This window comes from Mycobacterium sp. E342 (assembly GCF_001667665.1).
In the GTDB taxonomy this organism is placed as follows: Bacteria; Actinomycetota; Actinomycetes; order Mycobacteriales; family Mycobacteriaceae; genus Mycobacterium.
Window position 1 is genome coordinate 1 of the sequence record NZ_LZJM01000207.1, and the last position, 20320, is coordinate 20320.

21 protein-coding genes and 1 pseudogene are annotated in these 20320 nt (G+C 65.8%); 17 read left to right on the plus strand and 5 right to left on the minus strand.

Annotated features, from left to right (window positions below):
• Positions 1 to 70: 70 nt before the first annotated feature.
• The 3 genes from A5692_RS15415 to A5692_RS15425 form a co-directional block, all read right to left on the minus strand.
• A complete protein-coding gene (locus A5692_RS15415) occupies positions 71 to 1177 on the minus strand; it encodes an inositol-3-phosphate synthase (RefSeq protein WP_068057353.1) in 1107 nt (368 codons plus the stop codon).
• Positions 1178 to 1239: 62 nt separating this feature from the next.
• Positions 1240 to 1782, minus strand: a complete 543-nt coding sequence (locus A5692_RS15420; protein WP_055399552.1) for a PadR family transcriptional regulator — start codon at positions 1780 to 1782, stop codon at positions 1240 to 1242.
• A gap of 158 nt (positions 1783 to 1940) precedes the next feature.
• A complete protein-coding gene (locus A5692_RS15425) occupies positions 1941 to 2822 on the minus strand; it encodes a DUF1707 domain-containing protein (RefSeq protein ID WP_068057355.1) in 882 nt (293 codons plus the stop codon).
• Positions 2823 to 2946: 124 nt separating this feature from the next.
• On the opposite strand from A5692_RS15425, the gene A5692_RS15430 reads away from it, so the two are divergent.
• The 9 genes from A5692_RS15430 (at position 2947) to dnaB (ending at position 13207) form a co-directional block, all read left to right on the plus strand.
• Complete coding sequence (locus A5692_RS15430; RefSeq protein ID WP_067928332.1) at positions 2947 to 3372, plus strand: DUF5318 family protein; 426 nt, start codon at positions 2947 to 2949, stop codon at positions 3370 to 3372.
• A 55-nt stretch (positions 3373 to 3427) separates the two neighbouring features.
• Positions 3428 to 5941 carry a transglycosylase domain-containing protein gene (locus A5692_RS15435; protein ID WP_068057356.1) on the plus strand — a complete coding sequence of 838 codons (2514 nt, stop codon included), beginning with the start codon at positions 3428 to 3430 and terminating at the stop codon, positions 5939 to 5941.
• Positions 5938 to 7566, plus strand: a complete 1629-nt coding sequence (locus tag A5692_RS15440; protein ID WP_068057358.1) for a glycosyltransferase family 87 protein — start codon at positions 5938 to 5940, stop codon at positions 7564 to 7566. The genes A5692_RS15435 and A5692_RS15440 overlap by 4 nt, the downstream gene beginning before the upstream one ends.
• The gene (locus A5692_RS15445) at positions 7563 to 8204 is read left to right on the plus strand and encodes a DJ-1/PfpI family protein (RefSeq protein WP_068057360.1); all 642 of its coding nucleotides are present in this window, start codon (positions 7563 to 7565) and stop codon (positions 8202 to 8204) included. Before A5692_RS15440 ends, A5692_RS15445 begins: the two co-directional genes overlap by 4 nt.
• 145 nt (positions 8205 to 8349) lie before the next feature.
• Positions 8350 to 8640: a 30S ribosomal protein S6 gene (gene rpsF, locus A5692_RS15450; protein ID WP_036362157.1), complete on the plus strand. Its 291-nt coding sequence runs from the start codon at positions 8350 to 8352 to the stop codon at positions 8638 to 8640.
• A gap of 112 nt (positions 8641 to 8752) precedes the next feature.
• Complete coding sequence (locus tag A5692_RS15455) at positions 8753 to 9265, plus strand: single-stranded DNA-binding protein (RefSeq protein WP_068038065.1); 513 nt, start codon at positions 8753 to 8755, stop codon at positions 9263 to 9265.
• Positions 9266 to 9303: 38 nt separating this feature from the next.
• Positions 9304 to 9558 carry a 30S ribosomal protein S18 gene (gene rpsR, locus A5692_RS15460; RefSeq protein ID WP_068038067.1) on the plus strand — a complete coding sequence of 85 codons (255 nt, stop codon included), beginning with the start codon at positions 9304 to 9306 and terminating at the stop codon, positions 9556 to 9558.
• Positions 9559 to 9591: 33 nt separating this feature from the next.
• Positions 9592 to 10050: a 50S ribosomal protein L9 gene (gene rplI / locus A5692_RS15465; RefSeq protein WP_007166948.1), complete on the plus strand. Its 459-nt coding sequence runs from the start codon at positions 9592 to 9594 to the stop codon at positions 10048 to 10050.
• 529 nt (positions 10051 to 10579) lie between these two features.
• Positions 10580 to 13207, plus strand: a complete 2628-nt coding sequence (dnaB, locus tag A5692_RS15470) for a replicative DNA helicase (protein WP_068057361.1) — start codon at positions 10580 to 10582, stop codon at positions 13205 to 13207.
• 418 nt (positions 13208 to 13625) lie between these two features.
• On the opposite strand, the gene A5692_RS15475 is transcribed toward dnaB, so the two are convergent.
• Positions 13626 to 14090 carry a hypothetical protein gene (locus A5692_RS15475; protein ID WP_156766100.1) on the minus strand — a complete coding sequence of 155 codons (465 nt, stop codon included), beginning with the start codon at positions 14088 to 14090 and terminating at the stop codon, positions 13626 to 13628.
• A gap of 136 nt (positions 14091 to 14226) precedes the next feature.
• Between A5692_RS15475 and A5692_RS15480 the strand changes: the two genes are divergently transcribed.
• The 6 genes from A5692_RS15480 to A5692_RS15505 all read left to right on the plus strand — a co-directional run bounded on the left by A5692_RS15480 (position 14227) and on the right by A5692_RS15505 (position 18435).
• Complete coding sequence (locus A5692_RS15480) at positions 14227 to 14652, plus strand: EthD domain-containing protein (protein ID WP_068057365.1); 426 nt, start codon at positions 14227 to 14229, stop codon at positions 14650 to 14652.
• A 40-nt stretch (positions 14653 to 14692) separates the two neighbouring features.
• Complete coding sequence (locus A5692_RS15485; RefSeq protein WP_068057367.1) at positions 14693 to 15307, plus strand: TetR/AcrR family transcriptional regulator; 615 nt, start codon at positions 14693 to 14695, stop codon at positions 15305 to 15307.
• Positions 15308 to 15418: 111 nt separating this feature from the next.
• Positions 15419 to 16396: an enoyl-CoA hydratase/isomerase family protein gene (locus A5692_RS15490; protein ID WP_156766101.1), complete on the plus strand. Its 978-nt coding sequence runs from the start codon at positions 15419 to 15421 to the stop codon at positions 16394 to 16396.
• Between the two features lie 106 nt (positions 16397 to 16502).
• Entirely contained in the window at positions 16503 to 16835 is a 333-nt protein-coding gene (locus A5692_RS15495; protein WP_068057371.1) for a hypothetical protein, read from the plus strand.
• A 14-nt stretch (positions 16836 to 16849) separates the two neighbouring features.
• Positions 16850 to 17884, plus strand: coding sequence for an SMP-30/gluconolactonase/LRE family protein (locus A5692_RS15500; RefSeq protein WP_068057373.1), 1035 nt, complete (start codon positions 16850 to 16852; stop codon positions 17882 to 17884).
• A 23-nt stretch (positions 17885 to 17907) separates the two neighbouring features.
• On the plus strand, positions 17908 to 18435 hold the full coding sequence (locus A5692_RS15505) for an amidohydrolase family protein (RefSeq protein ID WP_068057375.1): 528 nt from the start codon (positions 17908 to 17910) through the stop codon (positions 18433 to 18435).
• Positions 18436 to 18505: 70 nt separating this feature from the next.
• On the opposite strand, the gene A5692_RS28350 is transcribed toward A5692_RS15505, so the two are convergent.
• Complete coding sequence (locus A5692_RS28350) at positions 18506 to 19081, minus strand: PaaI family thioesterase (RefSeq protein ID WP_082962749.1); 576 nt, start codon at positions 19079 to 19081, stop codon at positions 18506 to 18508.
• 242 nt (positions 19082 to 19323) lie between these two features.
• On the opposite strand from A5692_RS28350, the pseudogene A5692_RS15510 reads away from it, so the two are divergent.
• Both A5692_RS15510 and A5692_RS15515 read left to right on the plus strand, forming a co-directional pair.
• Positions 19324 to 19656, plus strand: a pseudogene (locus A5692_RS15510) (PadR family transcriptional regulator); the annotation flags it as partial.
• Positions 19657 to 19702: 46 nt separating this feature from the next.
• Positions 19703 to 20140 (plus strand): MarR family winged helix-turn-helix transcriptional regulator, encoded by a 438-nt coding sequence (locus A5692_RS15515; RefSeq protein ID WP_068057432.1) that lies wholly within the window; start codon positions 19703 to 19705, stop codon positions 20138 to 20140.
• Positions 20141 to 20320 lie beyond the last annotated feature (180 nt).

Consider the following 20320-nt stretch of genomic DNA (forward strand, 5'->3'; position numbering starts at 1 on the left):
ACGTCACGGCGATTTTCACCGCTGGAATTCGCCGCAACGTTACGCTCGCGGCTCTGGTGGCCGAAGGGGCTCAGCCCGCGATGATGAACTCTTCGAGCTGCGTGCGCGCGACGTCGTCGGGCAGCTGCTGCGGCGGGCTCTTCATCAGGTAGGCCGACGCCGGGATCACCGGGCCGCCGATGCCGCGGTCCTTGGCGATCTTGGCCGCGCGCACCGCGTCGATGATGACGCCCGCCGAGTTCGGCGAGTCCCACACCTCGAGCTTGTACTCCAGGTTCAGCGGCACGTCGCCGAACGCCCGGCCCTCGAGCCGCACGTAGGCCCACTTCCGGTCGTCGAGCCAGCCGACGTGGTCGGACGGACCGATGTGCACGTCCTTGGTCTTGAACTCGCGCTGCAGATTGGAGGTGACGGCCTGCGTCTTGGAGATCTTCTTGGACTCCAGCCGCTCACGCTCGAGCATGTTGAGGAAGTCCATGTTGCCGCCCACGTTGAGCTGCATGGTGCGGTCGAGTTGCACGCCGCGGTCCTCGAACAGCTTAGCCATCACGCGGTGGGTGATGGTGGCGCCGACCTGGCTCTTGATGTCATCGCCCACGATGGGCACACCCGCGTCGGCGAACTTCTTGGCCCACACCGGGTCCGAGGCGATGAACACCGGCAGCGCGTTGACGAACGCCACGCCGGCGTCGATGGCGCACTGGGCGTAGAACTTGTCGGCCTCTTCCGAGCCCACGGGCAGGTAGGACACCAGCACGTCGACCTTGGCCTCTTTCAGCGCCTGCACCACGTCGACGGGCTCGACGTCCGACAGCTCGATGGTGTCGGCGTAGTACTTGCCGATGCCGTCCAGGGTCGGGCCGCGCTGCACCACCACGTTGGTGGGCGGCACGTCGGCGATCTTGATCGTGTTGTTCTCCGAGGCGAAGATGGCGTCGGACAGGTCGAAGCCGACCTTCTTGGCGTCCACGTCGAAGGCGGCGACGAACTTGACGTCGCGCACGTGGTACTGGCCGAACTTCACGTGCATCAGGCCGGGCACGGTGCTGTTCTCGTCGGCGTTCTGGTAGTACTCGACGCCCTGTACCAGCGACGACGCGCAGTTACCGACGCCGACAATGGCGACTCGTACCTCCGTCTGCGCCTCTTCCGCCGTCGGCGGCTGGTGCTCACTCATAGGGCGTTCTCCTAACTTCCATAACCTTGTGGTCGCAGCTGATGAATTTCGTGCAGGGGTATCTACGTCTGCTCGGAGAGGCCGGGCATCGCCCGCTCCGCGGCAATGAGCTCGTTGAGCCACTTCACTTCGCGCTCACTGGACTCGAGCCCCAGTTGGTGAAGCTGGCGGGTGTAACGGTCGAACGAGTTACTGGCCCGCGCCACTGCTTCGCGCAGGCCCTCCCGCCGCTCCTCAACCTGACGGCGGCGGCCTTCCAGGATGCGCATGCGTGCTTCCGCCGGAGTCCGGTTGAAGAACGCCAGGTGCACCCCGAAGCCGTCGTCGGTGTAGTTGTGCGGACCCGTGTCTGCCACCAGCTCACCGAAGCGCCGACGGCCCTCGTCGGTTAGCTGGTAGACGCGCCGGGCACGCCGAACCGGGGTTCCGGCAGGGGCGGCATCCTCGGCGATCAACCCTTCGGCCTGCATCCGCCGGAGGGCCGGGTACAGCGAGCCGTACGAGAACGCGCGGAACGCACCGAGGAGGCCGGTCAGCCGCTTGCGCAACTCGTAGCCATGCATCGGCGATTCGATCAGAAGGCCCAGGATCGCGAGCTCCAGCATCGAATCACCCCCTTTGCACGGTCGGTTACGACGGTTCGACGCCTCGCGTAATCGTATCGCCTCGATATATTCGCCACAACACCACCGGATGTTCGTCAGCTGTTAGGCAAGGCGCGCGGGAGCGAATCGCGGTGGGAGCCGGCGGGCTCACCGGGCTGTCAGGACGGCAAGTTCAGTTGCTTGACGGTGCCGTCACCTGCGAAGACGATGTAGCCACTACCGTAGTCGCTCGAGACATACAGCGACAGGGACAGGGCGCCCGGGGTGGTCGGGTCGGTCGCCGGTTCGATGTTCAGGTACTCGGTTTTGACGTCTGCCGGCTTCATGTGCAGGGTCTGCGGCGCACCACGCATGATGCCCACCGTCGCCGTCACGTCGAACTTGCTGAGGTCCACCGGCACGGGACCGTCCACGGAGCTCTTGGCCGAGCTGGTCGGGTCGCCCCAGCCGCCGCGGTAGGTGTAGGCCAGCACGCGACGATCATCGGAGGGATCCGGCCGGTCGAGCACGGCGTACGTCGGGTAGATCACCAGCCGGTATCCCATGGCGTCGCCGAACCGTTTGCGGGTTTGCTCCAGCAGCCCGGTGAGCCCGCCCACCGAATGCAGTTGGGTGGGCGGGGTCAGCACGAGGGGGCCAACTCCGTCGGGCTTGGCCCCGGGGTCGCTGGTGAAGTCCAGTGGCGACCGGGTGTTGCCGTACAGGCCCCATCCGATGCCGATCCCCAGTAGCACCGACACGACGAAGGCGACGGCGAGCGAGCCCCACCCGCCCAGCTTCGGTGGCACCCGGGGTCCCTTGACGGCCGGTGTCGGCAACGCGGAGCTGTCGGTCTGCAGGTCGGTCACCAGCGCTTGCAGGTCACCGAGGGTGACCGCATTGGTGGCCGCGCTGACCCGTACCCGGTGTTCCTCCATCGAGAGCTGGCCGTCGTTCAACGCGTCGTCGAGGATCTTGCAGGCGTCTTGCCGGTTGGTGTCCGTCGCGCGGGTGTTCGGTGTCGGCCGCTCGCCGAGCGATGTCCCGAGCCATTTCGCCACGGGGATGATCGTAGAGTCCGGTCCCGGTTCAGGCGGAGAAAGCGGCGCCCTCCGGGTTACCGGTGCGGGCGCCACGGTTTGGTTGCGTATCGGTGCTCGCCGATGGCGACGTACGCTGGGGGACGTGCGACTGCAGCGACAAGTGGTGGACTACGCCCTCCGGCGACGGGCACTGCTGGCCGAGGTGTATTCGGGCCGCACGGGTGTGTCCGAGGTGTGTGACGCGAACCCTTATCTGCTGCGCGCCGCCAAGTTTCACGGGAAACCGAGTCAGGTCATGTGCCCGATCTGCCGCAAGGAGCAGCTGACGCTGGTGTCATGGGTGTTCGGCGAACACCTGGGCCCGGTGTCGGGTTCGGCGCGCACGGCCGAAGAGTTGGTCCTGCTGGCCACCCGCTTCGAGGAGTTCGCCGTCCACGTGGTGGAGGTATGCCGGACCTGCGAGTGGAATCACCTGGTCAAGTCGTACGTTCTCGGCGCGGCCCGCCCACCCAAGGGCACCAGGAGTACGCGGACGGCGCGCGACGGCGCGCGAACGGCCATTGAATAACGGCGGACCCCACGACCAGTCGCCCGGAGACCCGGACGGGCCGGCGACTGAGCGTGTGGGCAGACATGGAACCGGCGACCGCCGGCGTGACGCGCCGCCGGCACCCGGTCACCGCCGTGGCGTTCCCCCCGACGACCGGCTGACCACGGTCCTCCCGCCGGTCGTCGACGACCGTTCCCCCCGGCGACCGGATCCGAGCATCGACGAGGTCAGGGCCGCACTGGGCGGTCCTCCGTCGGCGCCCCTGCAACGGGATGCGCTGGAGGAGGTCAAGGCCGCACTGGACAGCCGGACGTCGCCGCGTCGGGGCCGGCCGAGCGGGGGAGGGCGTCCGCCCGAAGGCCCGCCGCCACCCGGGCCGCGGGGACGGCCCGGCGGCCCGGACGGCTTCGGGCGCCGGCCGCGGGGTGACGTTCACTGGACCCAGCAGATCAACTGGCTGTGGGTGCGGCGGGCGGCGTACCTGTCGGCGGCGGTGCTGGTGCTCCTGCCGATCGTCACGTTCGCCATGGCGTACTTCATCGTCGACATTCCCAAGCCGGGCGACCTGCGCACCAACCAGGTGTCCACCATCCTGGCCAGCGACGGGTCCGAAATCGCCAAGATCATTCCGCCCGAAGGTAATCGGGTGGATGTCAACATCAACCAGGTGCCGGTGCACGTGCGCCAGGCGGTGATCGCCGCCGAGGACCGCAATTTCTATTCGAACCCGGGGTTCGACTTCAGCGGCTTCGCGCGGGCGGTGGACAACAACCTCTTTGGTAACGGGGACCTGCAGGGCGGGTCGACGATCACCCAGCAATACGTGAAGAACGCGCTGGTGGGGTCGGCTCAACATGGGCTCAGCGGCTTGATGCGCAAGGCCAAGGAACTCGTGATCGCCACCAAGATGTCGGGGGAGTGGTCGAAAGACGATGTGCTGCAGGCTTACCTGAACATCATCTACTTCGGCCGCGGCGCGTACGGGATCTCCGCCGCCGCCAAGGCCTACTTCAACAAGCCCGTCGAGCAGCTCACCGTCTCGGAGGGTGCGCTGTTGGCGGCGCTCATCCGGCGGCCGTCCGCGCTGGACCCCGCGGTCGACCCGCAGGGCGCCCGGGCCCGCTGGAACTGGGTTCTCGACGGCATGGTGGAGACCAAGGCACTCTCACCCAGTGACCGCGCCGCACAGGAATTTCCACAGACCGTGCCGCCCGATCAGGCGCGCGCGGAGAACCAGACGACGGGTCCCAACGGGCTGATCGAGCGCCAGGTGACCAAAGAGTTGATGGAGCTGTTCAACATCGACGAGCGGACCCTGAACACCCAGGGCCTGCAGGTCACCACCACTATCGACCCCAAGGCCCAGCAGGCGGCCGAGAAGGCCGTGTCGAAATACCTTGACGGGCAAGACCCCGACATGCGGTCGGCCGTGGTGTCCATCGACCCGCACGACGGGGCGATCCGCGCGTACTACGGCGGCTCGGACGCCAACGGCTTCGACTTCGCTCAGGCCGGGCTGCAGACCGGTTCGTCGTTCAAGGTGTTCGCCCTGGTCGCCGCGCTCGAGCAGGGGATCGGTCTGGGTTATCAGGTCGACAGTTCGCCGCTGACCGTCGACGGCATCAAGATCACCAACGTCGACGGCGAGAGCTGTGGGACGTGCAACATCGCTCAGGCGCTCAAACAGTCGTTGAACACCTCGTATTACCGGCTGATGCTCAAGCTCAAGGGCGGACCGCAGGCCGTAGCCGACGCCGCGCACCAGGCCGGCGTGGCGACCAGCTTCCCCGGGGTGGACCACACGTTGTCTGAAGACGGCAAGGGCGGGCCGCCCAACAACGGAATCGTGTTGGGCCAATACCAGACCCGGGTCATCGACATGGCCTCCGCGTACGCCACACTGGCCGCCTCCGGCGTCTACCACCGGCCGCACTTCGTGCAGAAGGTCGTCAACTCCGACGGCCAGGTGCTCTTCGACGCGAGCAAATCCGAGAACAACGGCGAGCAGCGAATCCCGAAGGCCGTGGCCGACAACGTCACCGCGGCAATGGAACCGATCGCCAGCTATTCGCGGGGTCATGCCCTGGCCGGCGGCAGGTCGTCGGCGGCCAAGACGGGCACCACGCAGCTGGGCGACACCACCGCCGACAAGGACGCCTGGATGGTCGGGTACACGCCGTCGTTGGCGACGGCGGTGTGGGTGGGCACCGCGAAGGGTGACGTGCCGCTGGTAACCGCTTCGGGCTCACCGGTTTACGGCTCGGGGCTGCCGTCGGACATCTGGAAGTCCACGATGGACGGGGCCCTGAAGGGCACCTCCAACGAATCCTTCCCCAAGCCGACCGAGATCGGCGGCTACGCGGGCGTCCCGGCGCCCCCACCCCCGCCCCCGCAGCCCTCGGTGACCGTCATTCAGCCCACCATCGAGGTGGCGCCCGGCATCACCATCCCGATCGGCCCGCCCACGACGATCACCAACGCGCCTCCGCCGCCGGGCGGCGGCGGCCCGGGCGGACCCGGCGGGCCCGAGCCGGGCGTGCCGCCGGGTGGGCCGCAAGCCCCGCCCCCCGGCCAGCCGCCACCGTGACCGAGGCGCAGCGGCAGACCGCCACCATTTCCCCGCGGCCACTGGCCGCCGATCTGCGTAGTGTCGGCAACCGCGACTGCCCGAGCCGCACCGACGCGTTGGGCGCCGCCCTGGCGGATGCCGTGGGGGGGCCGGTGGGCAGCCACGCACTGATCGGCCGCACCCGGGTGATGACGCCGCTGCGGGTCATGTTCCTGATCGGCCTGGTGTTTTTGGCGCTCGGTTGGTCGACGAAGGCGGCCTGCCTGCAGAGCACCGGCACCGGGACCGGCGACCAGCGGGTGGCCAACTGGGAGAACCAGCGCGCCTACTACGAGTTGTGTTACTCCGATACCGTCCCGCTCTACGGCGCGGAGTTGTTGAGCCAGGGCAAGTTTCCGTACAAGTCAAGCTGGGTAGAGACCGACGGGAGCGGCACCCCGCAGACCCGCTACGACGGCCGGCCCGCGGTGCGATACATGGAGTATCCGGTGCTGACCGGGATGTATCAGTACGTGTCCATGGCGCTGGCGAAGACCTACACCGCGCTGAGCAAGCTGGCCCCGCTGCCGGTGGTCGCCGAGGTGGTGATGTTCTTCGACATCTCCGCGTTCGGCCTGGCCCTTGCCTGGCTGGCCACCATCTGGGCCACTGCCGGTCTGGCGGGGCGCCGGATCTGGGATGCGGCCCTGGTCGCCGCCTCGCCGCTGGTGATCTTCCAGATCTTCACCAACTTCGACGCGCTGGCAACGGGATTCGCCATGGCGGGGCTCCTTGCGTGGGCCCGGCGCAAACCCGTGCTGGCCGGTGTGCTGATCGGGCTGGGGGCGGCGGCCAAGCTTTATCCGCTGTTGTTCCTGGGCCCGATGGTGGTACTGGCGATACGCACCGGGCGCTTTCGCGCGCTCGGCCGCACCGCGGGGACGGCCGTGGCGACGTGGTTGTTGGTGAATCTGCCTGTCATGGTGCTGTTTCCGCGGGGATGGTCGGAATTCTTCCGGCTCAACACCCGGCGCGGTGACGACATGGATTCGGTGTACAACGTGGTGAAGTCGTTCACCGGCTGGCGCGGCTTCGATCCCGGTCTGGGGTTCTGGGAGCCGCCGACGGTGCTGAACGCGGTGGTTACTGTGCTGTTTGTAACCGGTTGCGCGGCAATCGTATACGTGGCGCTGACCGCCCCGAAGCGGCCGCGGCTGGCACAGCTGGTGTTCTTGGTCGTGGCGGTGTTCCTGTTGACCAACAAGGTGTGGAGCCCGCAGTTCTCGTTGTGGCTGGTGCCGCTGGCGGTCCTGGCATTGCCGCATCGCCGGATATTGCTCGCGTGGATGACCACCGACGCCGTGGTGTGGGTGCCGCGGATGTACTTCTTATATGGCAATCCGAACCGTTCGCTGCCGGAGCAGTTCTTCACCACGACCGTGTTGGTTCGTGATGTCGCCGTCGTCGCGCTCTGCGCTCTGGTGATCCGCCAGATCTACCGGCCCGACGAGGATTTGGTGCGCTGGGGCGGCCGGGTGGATGACCCGTCGGGCGGGCCCTTCGACCGCGCCCCCGACGCACCGCCGGGTTGGTTGCCGGACTTGCTGCGACCGTCCGCCATGCGCCGGGCGCCGATCCCCGAACCCGAGCCCGCGGCGCCATGACGCTGGTCGCCGTCCCGCTGTTTCCCCGCGTGACCGCGCTCGACGCGATCGGGCCGTACGAAGTGTTGCAACGGATCCCCTCGATCGAGGTGGTGTTTGCCGGGCACCGCCGGGGCGAGGTGCGTACGGAGAACGGGATGCTCGGGCTGAGCTGCGATGCGCGGTTCGACGAGGTCACCTCACCAGACGTGGTGCTGGTTCCCGGCGGGATCGGCACGCGCCAGCTGCTCCACGACGACACCATCCGCACCTGGCTGCAAGCCGTGCACCCGACCACGGCGTTCACCACGTCGGTGTGCACCGGTGCGCTGCTGCTGGCCGCAGCGGGCCTGCTGGACGGGCTCACCGCCACGACGCACTGGCGGGCCAGGGACCTGCTCGACGACCTGGGCGCCCGTTACGTGCCGGACCGAGTCGTCGAGCACCTACCGCAGCGGATCATCACCGCCGCGGGCGTGTCCAGCGGCATCGACATGGCCTTGCGGCTCGTCGAGCTGCTTGTCGATCGACAGGCGGCGCAGGCCGCCCAGCTGCTCATCGAATACGACCCGCAGCCACCGTTCGACTCCGGTTCCCTCGCCAAGGCCGACCAGGCGACGATCGACCGGGCCACCGAATACTTGGACGCCCGGCAATAGCCGGACTGCTCCAGCACCGGCGATCCGGCGCGATTTTGGAGGCCACCCTGCCCGTCCGGTAGCCTGGTGCGGTTGCCGACGCAGGCGACCCTCCTGCCGCGGATCGACCGTGGCCGTAAAGACCAGAGGAGGTGGTGAGGTTTCCATGCGTCCATACGAAATCATGGTCATTCTTGACCCCACGCTCGACGAGCGCACCGTTGCTCCGTCCTTGGAGACGTTCCTCAACGTCGTCCGCAAGGACGGCGGAACCGTCGAAAAGGTCGACATCTGGGGCCGGCGCCGGCTGGCCTACGAGATCGCCAAGCACGCCGAAGGCATCTATGTCGTGGTCGACCTGAAGGCGGAGCCGGCTACGGTCTCCGAGCTCGACCGCCAGCTGAGCCTCAACGAGTCGGTGTTGCGCACCAAGGTGATGCGCACCGACAAGCACTAACACCCGTCGCTGAGTCGCGGGCCCACCGTCGGCGGACTTGCGTAGGCTCAGCGAGGATACGTGCCGTCCACCGTCGGAGAAGCGATTCACCGGGCGGAACAAGGAGGAAACTGTGGCTGGTGACACCACTATCACCGTTGTCGGAAACCTGACCGCCGACCCCGAACTGCGGTTCACCCCGTCCGGTGCCGCCGTCGCGAATTTCACCGTGGCGTCGACTCCGCGGATCTATGACCGCCAGAGCGGGGAATGGAAAGACGGCGAGGCGCTCTTCCTGCGCTGCAACATCTGGCGGGAAGCGGCCGAGAACGTGGCCGAGAGCCTCACCCGCGGCGCGCGAGTGATCGTCACCGGCCGGCTCAAGCAGCGGTCCTTCGAGACGCGCGAAGGCGAGAAGCGCACCGTCGTCGAGGTCGAGGTCGATGAGATCGGGCCCTCGCTGCGCTACGCCACGGCCAAGGTCAACAAGGCCAGCCGTAGCGGCGGTGGCGGAGGCGGCTTCGGCGGCGGAGGCGGGTCGCGGCAGGGATCGGCGCCGGCGAGCAGCGCTCCCGCCGACGACCCGTGGGGAAGCGCCCCGGCGTCCGGGTCCTTCGGCGGCGGCGACGACGAACCGCCCTTTTAAAAGAACTTCAACAGTAAGAAACGGAAAGAAAGACAGTCATGGCCAAGTCCAGCAAGCGACGTCCGGCGCCGGAAAAGCCGGTCAAGACGCGGAAGTGTGTCTTCTGCGCGAAAAAGGGGCAAGCGATCGATTACAAGGACACCGCGCTGCTGCGCACCTACATCAGTGAGCGCGGCAAGATCCGGGCACGCCGCGTCACCGGCAACTGCGTCCAGCATCAGCGTGACATCGCCATCGCGGTGAAGAACGCCCGCGAGGTGGCGCTACTGCCCTTCACCTCCTCGGCGCGATAGCCGCCGAAGCTCGAGCGAAAGTACGAAATAACGATGAAGCTGATTCTGACGGCCGACGTCGACCACCTCGGCACCGTCGGCGACACGGTCGAGGTCAAGGACGGCTATGGCCGCAACTTCCTGCTCCCGCGCGGTCTGGCGATCGTCGCCTCGCGCGGTGCGCAGAAGCAGGCCGACGAGATCCGCCGCTCCCGCGAGAACAAGGCGGTGCGCGACCTGGGGCACGCCAACGAACTTAAGACGGCGATCGAGGCGCTGGGCCCCGTCCAGCTGCCGGTGCGGACCGCGGCCGACTCCGGGAAGCTGTTCGGCTCGGTGACCTCCGGCGACGTCGTCGCGGCCATCAAGAAGGCCGGCGGGCCGAACCTCGACAAACGGATCGTCCGGCTGCCCAAGTCGCACATCAAGGCCGTCGGCACCCACCCGGTGTCGGTGCACCTGCATCCCGAGGTCGACGTCGAGGTCGCCCTCGAGGTTGTCGCGGAGAGCTAAGCCTCCGACGTTTGCTCTTTCCAGGCGGCGGCCGTCATCGGCCGCCGCCTGGTTCTGTTGCGCTGCGCGCATGCTTTCTGGTCGCAGCGTGGGCGGTCGCGGACGCACGTCCTAGCGAACTATTGCCGCGGGGTGTTCCGGGGAGCTCATTTACCCTGCCGTAACGCTGCGAAAATGTGGCTGAAAGCCAACACGCCCGACGCAGTAACCTGCGACGACACGCCGTAGAGATTCTTGTCCACACGAAATTCGTGGCGTTACATGGCCCTTATCAGCAGCGATGTCAGAGCCCCTTGAATTCATACACAGGTTCTCCACATCCCACTCAACACAGGTGTCGACGGATATGCACACACGATGCACAGGTTCATGAACAGCGCCCCTTTCACCTCCTAGCCAGCAACGTCTAACGTCGTCCCGTCGCCAGGCGTACGCGCGCAGTGCGGCGAAGGTGTCGGCTCCTTGACTTACGCTGACGAGAGCGGTTTTCGAATGTACGTTCGGGTGCGTAGTAGGGGAGGAGGGATCCATGGCGGTCGTCGATGACCTCACGTCAGGCATGGATTCGCCGGCCCCCAGTGAGGACTTCGGACGTCAGCCACCGCAGGACCTCGCGGCCGAGCAGGCGGTGCTGGGCGGCATGCTGCTGAGCAAGGACGCCATCGCTGACGTGCTCGAGCGGCTGCGGCCCGGCGACTTCTATCGTCCCGCGCACCAGAACGTCTACGACGCGATCCTGGACCTCTATGGCCGCGGCGAGCCGGCCGACGCCGTGACGGTGGCCGCGGAACTGGACCGCCGCGGGATGCTGCGCCGCATCGGCGGGGCGCCGTATCTGCACACCTTGATCTCGACCGTGCCCACGGCCGCCAACGCGGGTTACTACGCGACCATCGTGGCCGAGAAGGCGCTGCTGCGCCGGTTGGTGGAGGCCGGGACGCGGGTGGTGCAGTACGGCTACGCCGGCGCCGAGGGCGCCGACGTGGCCGAGGTGGTCGACCGCGCGCAGGCGGAGATCTACGAGGTCGCCGAACGGCGGACATCGGAGGACTTCGTCCCGCTGGAGGACCTGCTGCAGCCGACGATGGACGAGATCGACGCCATCGCCTCCAACGGCGGCATTTCACGCGGCGTGCCGACGGGCTTCACCGAACTCGACGAGGTCACCAACGGGCTGCATGCCGGGCAGATGATCATCGTGGCGGCCAGACCTGGAGTGGGGAAGGCACTCGCCTTGGACACCCTGCTGCCCACGCCGATCGGCTGGACGACGATGGGTGACGTCGCGGTCGGTGACGAGCTGCTCGGCGCCGACGGGCAGCCGACGCGGGTGGTGGCTGCAACCGACGTGATGTTGGGTCGGCCCTGCTACGAGGTGGAGTTCTCGGACGGGACGGTGATCGTCGCCGACGCCGAGCATCAGTGGCTGACCGAAACACGCGCGTCGCGCAAGTCGGCGCAAGCCGCGGCGGCGGGCTACAACCGCTACAGGAATCAGCGCACCTTCGCGACGGTGCGGACCACGGCGGAGATCGCTGGAACCCTGCGCTGTGACACGCTAGACCGGCGACTGAACCACAGCGTGCTGAACGCGCGTGCGCTTGACCTACCGGAGCGCGAGTTGTTGGTCCCGCCATATACTCTCGGCGCCTGGCTCGGGGACGGCACCAGCGCCGCAGCCCAGATCACCACGGCCGATCCCGAAATCGTCATGCGGATCGAAGCGGACGGCGTGGCGGCCGTTCCATCGGAATCCGCTCGGTACCGTTATCAGCTGCGCTTGCCGGTTCAAGGTGAGCCGGCTGCTCGCCAGTGCGCGGTGTGCGGCAAGAACTTCATCCCCCAAACCAGTCAGGTGCGGACATGTGGACGTTCGTGCGGCGGCCGGGCCCGGTTCGTCTCCGCTCCGGTGCCTAGTCCGACCTGCATTCGCTGCGCGGGACCGTCGGCGGGACTGCGGTTGTGCCAGAACTGCCACGCCGCCGTCGGAACATTGCAGGCGCGGCTGCGCACACTCGGGGTGCTCGGAAACAAGCACATTCCGGTGGAGTACCTGCGGGCGTCCGAGGCACAACGGCGCGCGCTGCTCGCCGGATTGCTCGACACCGACGGAACCGTGACGGCGGGCGGGGCGGTCCAATTTTCCGTCACCAGCCGCCGGCTGGCGTTGGATGCCGCCGAACTCATCGTCAGCCTCGGCTATCGCTGCCAAACCTCGACCAAGCGCGTTCGAGGCCGCCAAGAGTCGTCCAGCATCGCCTACACCCTGACCTTCTCCACGGAAGACACGGTATTCGCGTTGCAGCGAAAAGCTATCCTGCACAAGGAGCGTCGCGCCGCCACCGGCACGGTTCGCTCTGGCTCGCGTTTCATTGTCGACGTCCGGCCGATCGAGACCGTTCCGGTGCGGTGCGTGGAAGTGGACAACGACAGCCACCTCTACCTAGCTGGCACAGCCATGATCCCGACCCACAACTCGACGCTCGGTCTGGACTTCATGCGGTCGTGCTCGATCAAGCACCGGCTGGCCAGCGTGATCTTCTCGCTGGAGATGAGCAAGTCCGAGATCGTCATGCGGCTGCTGTCGGCGGAGGCCAAAATCAAACTCGCCGATATGCGTTCCGGGCGGATGAGCGACGATGACTGGACGCGGTTGGCGCGGCGGATGAGCGAAATCAGTGAGGCGCCACTGTATATCGACGACTCGCCGAACCTAACGATGATGGAGATCCGCGCCAAGGCGCGCCGGCTGAAGCAGAAGGCCGACCTGCGTCTGGTTGTGGTCGACTATCTGCAGCTGATGTCGTCGGGGAAGAAGGTTGAGTCGCGGCAGTTGGAGGTTTCCGAATTCTCTCGCCAACTCAAGCTGTTGGCCAAGGAGCTCGAAGTACCCGTGGTCGCGATCAGTCAGCTCAACCGCGGTCCCGAGCAGCGCACCGACAAGAAGCCGATGCTGTCCGACCTGCGTGAGTCGGGATCGCTGGAGCAGGACGCGGACATGGTCATCCTGCTCAACCGTCCGGATGCGTTCGAGCGCGACGACCCGCGCGGGGGAGAGGCGGACTTCATTCTGGCCAAGCACCGTAACGGTCCGACCAAGACCGTCACCGTCGCGCACCAGCTGCACCTGTCGCGCTTTGCCAACATGGCGCGGTAGACGCTGGCGGCTGTGTAGGTTCTTATCCAACCCGGCGGAGTTCTCATCTTGGTGACGTCCAAATGCCTGATCCGCCGCAACGATGAGAATCTGATTAGCCGACCTAAACGGTAAGCGTCCCTTTGGCTGTAGCCACCGAACCGCAGTCAACATGAAACGAGGGCGCCCCGACTTCACAAGTCCTAATTCCGGTGAAGCCACAGCTAGGGGCATCCCGATCAGCCGGGCCATTTGAGAACCTACAGGTCCCGCCGCCGCTGTAAGTCTCGTTCGTCTTCGTGGCGGATTCTCATTTGAAATGGCGGAAGATGGCGAATCTGCCGCTTTGATGAGAACCTCGATAGCGAAGCTACGTTTCGGGTTGTGGCGGTGCGGGCGGTCAGCGGGACAGGGGGTGGCAAGCCACGATTCGTCACATTCATGCGGGATCAGACGAGGAGTCCTTCGACAATGGGACGGCGTCGATGAGTTGATGGCGTTGTGCCCACGTCCAACGCAGCGCGATCAGTGTGAAAGCGAGCGTGAGCACGTTGAGGGTCAGTCGCAGGATGATGTAGTACGGCGGGCTGGAGAAGTACAGATCGTGCTGAAGGTTGTAGAGGACGTCCACGCCGGTTATGTAGCCTTTGGCCCCTGCCGCGGCAGGGAGCGTGATCAAGGCCGTGGCCGCCCAGCGCGGGGTGCGCAGCGCCAGATAGGCGAGGAGGACGGTGATCAGCACCAGCAGATGTCCTAGCGGAAATGCGTTCTCGTAGTGCATGAATGCTTCAGAGGTGTCCTCGCTGATCAGACGTGGCTCGATGAACCACACCGTCCAGAACGTGACGTCGAGCATCATTGCGATGACAAGCACCCGGCGGATAGCGGTTATGCCAGTGATCATGGCTACCCTTTCCCTCAATTAAGTTGCAGTGTATTATGCAAGTTATGCAATCCGGAAGTGCACGCTCGGTGACGCTGCTTACAGCTGCGCGCCTGCGCCGGCTGTCTACCTCCGTCTCGGTTCAGGCGGTTGGGTCGTGCTGATCCTGACCAGCTTGCTTCGGCGGCTCCCGCAGATGAGCCATGAGGATTTCGTGCGCTACCACGTCCAGGTGCATGCGCCGCTGTTCATGTCCACGCCAGAGTCGCGAAAGTGTCTGCGCCGCTACACCATTGACCACCCGCGTCCGACACGAGCACCGGGCCTGCCTGCGACCGACTTTGACGCGGTAGTGCGGATGTGGTTCGCCAACCGGTTCGACTTGGTCAGGATGTTCGCCTCGCGGTCCTATTGGACGGTGATACGCCCCGACGAGAAGCGGTTTTTTGAGCACAGTGCGTGTGAGTTCTACCTAACCACCGAGCAGGTGGTGTTCGACAACGGGACGATTACCCTGCCCGACGGCGTACTGCCGCCGGGCCATGAGGCACCCGAGCCGTCTGAGTGGGAACAGCAGCCATGATGGGCGAGCGGCGCGACGGTGATGAAAGGAATGCTGCACGGTGAGCGGATCGGATATTTCGGGCCGCCGTGCTGACGCGATCGCCAACCGCGACGCGATCTTGGCCGCGGCGCGTACGGTGCTCGGCAACGATCCGAGGGCCAGTCTTACGGCCATCGCGGCTGCTGCCGGTGTGGCCCCGCGAACGCTATACGGGCACTTCGCCAATCGCGATGAGCTCACCGAAGCTCTTGCTGCGTCAGTTGGCACGGAACTGGCCGCCCATGTCACGGCGATCGAAGACGGCCCTGACCCGGTAGAGACATTGGCGCGTTTCGTGCAGGCTACCAGCGCGTTCAACGCACGGTTTTATCAGATGCGCGAGTTGGTACGCGAACCCGGCGCACGTGAGCACATCAATGACGCCACCGTACTGATGCGTCAGCGCTTGCACGCGTTGATCGAACAGGCCAACGCCGACGGCCTGCTCAGCGCTGGCATCGACGCAGCAGCTGCTGTACATCTTGTCGCCGCGTTGCAATGGGCCGTGTACGAGGCACTAACGGCTGACCACCTCACGGCCGAGGAGGCACCGCAGGTCGCCGTGAAGGCGATTCTCGGTGCGCTCGGCGCCCCACCCAAGCGCATTGCCGCCCTGCTGCGCCAACTGTTCTAAACCCACTTCCGCCGAAAGGATTCCGATGCTAACCAGGCCAATTAACTTGCAGTTACTACTGCAAACTCGCGGTGGCGTATGCGCGCGGACTGCGAGAGGAAGGGTTAACCGATGAGTCAACAGCCGTCACGTGCCGCGTCGTTGTCACTTGCAACGCTGCGTTTAGAGCAGCGCGGCCGGGTGCTGTTGACCCGAGTGGATGCGCCGCCGCACAACTTGATGACCGGCGCGGTGCAGGCCGATTTCGGCGCTCTGGCCGTGGCGGTGGACGCCGACCCCACGGTGGGCGCCGTGGTGGTGACCGGTGCGCCGGCCGATCGGTATCTGCTGCATTTCGACATCACCGATTATCTGGCCGGTGCCGAGGCCGCACCGACGATGTCGCGCACCGCGATCAAGGCGTTGTTGCGGACGGCGAAAACCGCTGTGGCCGCCGGGGCTGAAGGCGCGCTGGCAAAGTCACCGTTGGCCGGCATGCTGACGTTAATCGGTTTTCATCAGACCGCGTTGCGCATCATGGAGTCACCGGCGGTGTGGATCGCTGCGGTCAACGGCCTGTGCGCCGGTGCGGGCATGGAACTGACCACATATTTCGATCTGCGCTTTGCTGCTGAGTCGGCGTCGTTTGTGATGCCGGAGTTCTCCATCGGGCTCAACCCCGGGCTCGGTGGGCAGCGGCTCGCGCAGCTGCTCGGGCCCTCCAAGGCGTTGGAGTTGATGTTGGAGGCGCGGCGCTATTCAGCGACCGAAGCGCTCGAACTGGGCTTGGTCAACCACGTTTTCGCCGATGCCGAGCTGCTCGAGCAGGTCGAGGAACTCGCCGCCCGCTACGCCCGCCGGCCACGGGTCAACGTCGCCGCGCAGAAACACATCTTCGCTGCGGCCTACAGCGATTCGCACTCGACCGGGCTGACCGAAGAAGGTGTCGCCCAGATCTCGTCGATCATGTCCCCGGTCACCCTCGGCGCGCTGCGCCGGTGGGTGCAGATGCAAGACGGCGACGATTCGGTGTTTCTCACTGCACCCGAAACCTGGATCGCAGGAACCGAATTGGACATGAACCCCGCCGACGCCAAGAGCAAGTCATGAGGATCGTCATCATCGGGGCGGTCCTGGGTGGTATCGCGGCCGCCATCGAAGTGACCCGCCACGGGTACCACGACGTCACCCCTGGTGGCTGCGCTGGGCCGCCCCAGTGACCGTCAACTGGACCGGGATGCCCGGATGGTGCGGAAAAACGTTGCGGCTCAGCGACGATGACTCGCTGTTGATCGGGGAGAACCGCAGCCGTGGCGCCGACGGGCAGATCAGCGCCTCGATCCCCATCGCCGCGCACATCGGCATCGCGCGCCTAGACCGCCGGCCCGCGCTCATCGTCGACTATCCGCACACCGCGCCGTGGCCGTGGCGCCACGTCACCGACGAACTGCGCCCGATCGACGAACACACCCTGCTCGGCCTGACCTACGGAATCCCGGCCACCCCGCCGGCCGGCGTGCCGTTCCTCCTGCACCGCATCACCCGCTGAAAGGAACACCTGCCATGAACAAGCCCGCCATCGACCCCCAGCGTTGGACCCCGCCCAAAGCCGCCCACACCGCGCGCCCACTCCCGTTGCGCAACTTAGCAATTCACCGCATACCAGGCAACGGCCCCGAACACGTCACCCCCGGCAAGAACGCCGACCTGCTGACCGGTCTGGACGACGGCCGCGTCATCAGCTACGACCCACAAACCCGACAAGACCAACTCATCGTCGACACCGGCGGTCGGCCGCTGGGCATGGCCTGGCACCCCGACGGCAGCCTGATCATCTGCGACGCCCAACGCGGCCTGCTCGCCTATCGGCCCGACGATCGCCTCGACGTCCTGGCCGCCGGCTACCACGGCACCCCGTTCACCTTCTGCAGCAACGTCACCGTCACCGCCGATGGCACCATCTATTTCAGCCATTCCAGCACCAAATACAACCTGGCCAACTGGACCGGCGACATCCTCGAACACCGGCCCACCGGCCGACTGTTCCGCTACACCACCGACGGCACCGTCGAACTGCTGCTCGATGGGCTCGGCTTCGCCAACGGCATCGCCCTGGCCCGCGACGAATCTTTCATCGTCGTCGCCGAAACCATCAACTACGACCTGGTCAGGCTGCAGCTCACCGGTGACCGCCAGGGCGCACTTACCCGCTTCGGTGATCCCATGCCGGGCATGCCCGACAACATCGCCGCCGCCGACGACGGCAACATTTGGGTGAGCATCGTCGCCCCCCGCATCGGGCCGGTCGACTTCCTGTTGCCCCGTAACCCGTTGTTACGCAAGGCCCTGTGGGCGTTGCCCGACGGACTGCTGCAGTCAGCCCAAGGTACGCCGGCCACTGGCGTCCGAGTGCTCGATGCCAACGGCGCCATCGTCTACGACTTCGTCGGAATCCACCCCGACTTCGGCAACCCCACCGCAGTGTGGCCGGTGGGCGACACGGTGTGGCTGGCCTCGCTGCCATCCAACGCCTTGGCCAGCTTCGATCGCCCGACCGACACCGACGCGACCGTCACCGACCTGCCGTCGCGCAACTAACCCGCACCGACAAGGACCGACTCATGGCTGCCGACCGAATCGATGCACACGCCCACTACCTGCCCGAGGGCTACCGCGGCGTACTCGCTCAGGCCGATCAACTGCGGCCCGACGGCATCACCGGCCTGCCCGACTGGGACCCCGAAAGCGCCCTCGCCGCGATGAACCACCTAGGCGTCAAGACCGCCGTATTGTCCATCTCCTCAACGGGGGTGCACGTCGGCAACGCCGCACAAGCAATCGAACTCGCCCGGCTGGTCAACGAAGACAGCGCGCGGATCGTCACTGACAACCCCGACCGGTTCGGCCTGTTCGCCAGCCTGCCGCTTCCCGAAGTGGACGCCGCCGTCGCAGAAGCGAAATATGCTCTGGACCACCTGAATGCAGACGGGGTCGTACTGATGACCAACCACTGCGACATCTACCTCGGCGACGAACAGCTGCGCCCGCTCTACGCCGAACGCAATGCCCGGTCAGCAGTGGCGTTCATGCAGGCACGCTGCTCCGCACTTCCGCATCAACCTAGTGCCGCTAGCGCTTACCTCAACTGACGAGACTCTCGTCGATGCGGCCGTACGCCCGAAAAAGCCGGTTCATCAGAGCATTTCGTGGCGCACCTGCTCACTCCCGCGGATGAATGAAAACCCCTTCTGCTGAAACGGTTACGCCATCGCTGTCGCTGAGCTGTCCAGCGGCAAAGGTCTTGACGCCTTCGACGCGGTCGACCCAGGCCTCGGCGCGGAGAGGCTTTCGTAGCGGGGTTCCTCGGTGGTAGCGCAGGGTCAACGTCCCGGTGTAGGCGGGCCGGCCCGGCTTGTGGGCGGTGGCCCCGAGCACGTGGTCCAACACCATCGCACAGACACCGCCGTGTACGTAACCCGCCGGCCCTTCATAGGCTGCACCGAGGACAAGTTCCGACCAGACCGATCCGTTTCCGTCACGAATTACGAGTGGGGGAGCCAACGGGTTGCGGACTCCGATCACCGCATTACCTGAAGCCAGGCTTTGCCCGTCGGTGCTGGTACGTTCGCCGAACGATCCGAGCATTTGCTCGGCGCTCAGTCGGCTTGTAATAGCGTCGATCTGGGCCGTTGTAGAGGCAATCGCGTTGGGCTCCAACTCCGTTCGGATCGTGGCGTCTATTAGTTTGCGAACAGAGACGGCCAGTAGCTCGTATGTCAACGATGGGTCAGTCATCGTTGGACTCAAATCCCGGCGTCCGCGGTGCCGCTGGCAAGGTCTTCGCCCTCGTTGACAGCGAACCGCGAGCCGGGGCGCTTTGTCCCTTTGGTGTGGCACGCCGATTGTTGGCGTTGCGGCGGGCGGCTTCGGTGGTCATCGACTAACAGCGTTCAGTGAGAGGTAGCGGTCGGGAAGGCGGCGTCCCGTCCAGCGGGCATATCACAGAGACATCTCGGCTGTGCTGTTAATCTGGCAAAATGGCCGAGCCCAGTGGTAAGCCGGTGAAGTCGGCACTTGCCGCCACCAGTTGGGCGTTGCTGGGCATGCTGTCTTACGAAGAGGAAGTTTCGGGCTACGACCTGAAAAAATGGATCGACTGGAGCGTCGACCTCTACTACTGGAGCCCGTCGAACAGCCAGATCTATACCGAGCTGAAGAAGCTCCAAAGCTTGGGGCTTGTGACATCACGCATCGAGCGTGACGAGGGCACGCGCAGCCGCCGGCTCTACAAGATCACCGCGGCCGGGTTGGACGCGGTTACCGACTGGACCAACAATGCCCCCGTCGATCCGCCGGTGCTCAAACACTCATCAATCTATATTGACAAATTGGCTTTATGAACCTATGGTGTCGCCCATGGCTGATGAGCCGGATGTCGACAAGCTTGCCGCGGTGCTGTACCGGGGAATTTCGTTGATTGTGCGGCGGCTCAAGCAGTTACAGGCGCCCGACGAGTTGACGCTTCCACAACACACTGCTTTGGCGAGGCTGGACCGAGGGGGCCCGAGTTCGTCGGCGAAGTTGGCGCGCGCCGAGCAGATCACTCCGCAGGCGATGGGAGTCACCCTCGCAGCGTTGCAGGCGCGGGGATTGGTTCAGAGCCAACCTGATCCGCATGACGGCAGGCAGCTGGTGATGTCATTAACCCCGTCTGGTCATGACGTGCTGCGACACGACCGTGACGCGCGTGCACGGCAATTCAGGAGGGTCTTGTCCGAGAAGTTCAGCGCGGCAGAGTTACGGACACTCTCGCGGGCAGCACCGCTGATCGAACGGCTGGGCGCCGAACTCTAATCGCTGTGCGGCCTCGCTTCTGTAAGCTCGAACAGCTGCGGGACGCGGGCTGAACGATTGTGGCCGTGTTGAAGGGGCCGCCCTCGCGGCGATCGATGCCGTATTCCCATCGACGCGGCGGTCTTGCGCGCTCGAGAAGACCTGGCTGTCAAGCCAACTGGCACTCGGGCCAGAATCCCC

What these genes read in the sequence shown, in the direction of transcription:
- A5692_RS15505 (WP_068057375.1), top strand. Translation starts at nt 17,908, where the DNA reads ATGGCTGCCGACCGAATCGATGCACACGCCCACTACCTGCCCGAGGGC.
- A5692_RS28350 (WP_082962749.1), bottom strand. Translation starts at nt 19,081, where the DNA reads ATGACTGACCCATCGTTGACATACGAGCTACTGGCCGTCTCTGTTCGC.
- A5692_RS15475 (WP_156766100.1), bottom strand. Translation starts at nt 14,090, where the DNA reads ATGATCACTGGCATAACCGCTATCCGCCGGGTGCTTGTCATCGCAATG.
- A5692_RS15490 (WP_156766101.1), top strand. Translation starts at nt 15,419, where the DNA reads ATGAGTCAACAGCCGTCACGTGCCGCGTCGTTGTCACTTGCAACGCTG.
- A5692_RS15500 (WP_068057373.1), top strand. Translation starts at nt 16,850, where the DNA reads ATGAACAAGCCCGCCATCGACCCCCAGCGTTGGACCCCGCCCAAAGCC.
- rplI (WP_007166948.1), top strand. Translation starts at nt 9,592, where the DNA reads ATGAAGCTGATTCTGACGGCCGACGTCGACCACCTCGGCACCGTCGGC.
- rpsR (WP_068038067.1), top strand. Translation starts at nt 9,304, where the DNA reads ATGGCCAAGTCCAGCAAGCGACGTCCGGCGCCGGAAAAGCCGGTCAAG.
- A5692_RS15420 (WP_055399552.1), bottom strand. Translation starts at nt 1,782, where the DNA reads ATGCTGGAGCTCGCGATCCTGGGCCTTCTGATCGAATCGCCGATGCAT.
- A5692_RS15515 (WP_068057432.1), top strand. Translation starts at nt 19,703, where the DNA reads ATGGCTGATGAGCCGGATGTCGACAAGCTTGCCGCGGTGCTGTACCGG.
- rpsF (WP_036362157.1), top strand. Translation starts at nt 8,350, where the DNA reads ATGCGTCCATACGAAATCATGGTCATTCTTGACCCCACGCTCGACGAG.
- A5692_RS15415 (WP_068057353.1), bottom strand. Translation starts at nt 1,177, where the DNA reads ATGAGTGAGCACCAGCCGCCGACGGCGGAAGAGGCGCAGACGGAGGTA.
- A5692_RS15445 (WP_068057360.1), top strand. Translation starts at nt 7,563, where the DNA reads ATGACGCTGGTCGCCGTCCCGCTGTTTCCCCGCGTGACCGCGCTCGAC.
- dnaB (WP_068057361.1), top strand. Translation starts at nt 10,580, where the DNA reads ATGGCGGTCGTCGATGACCTCACGTCAGGCATGGATTCGCCGGCCCCC.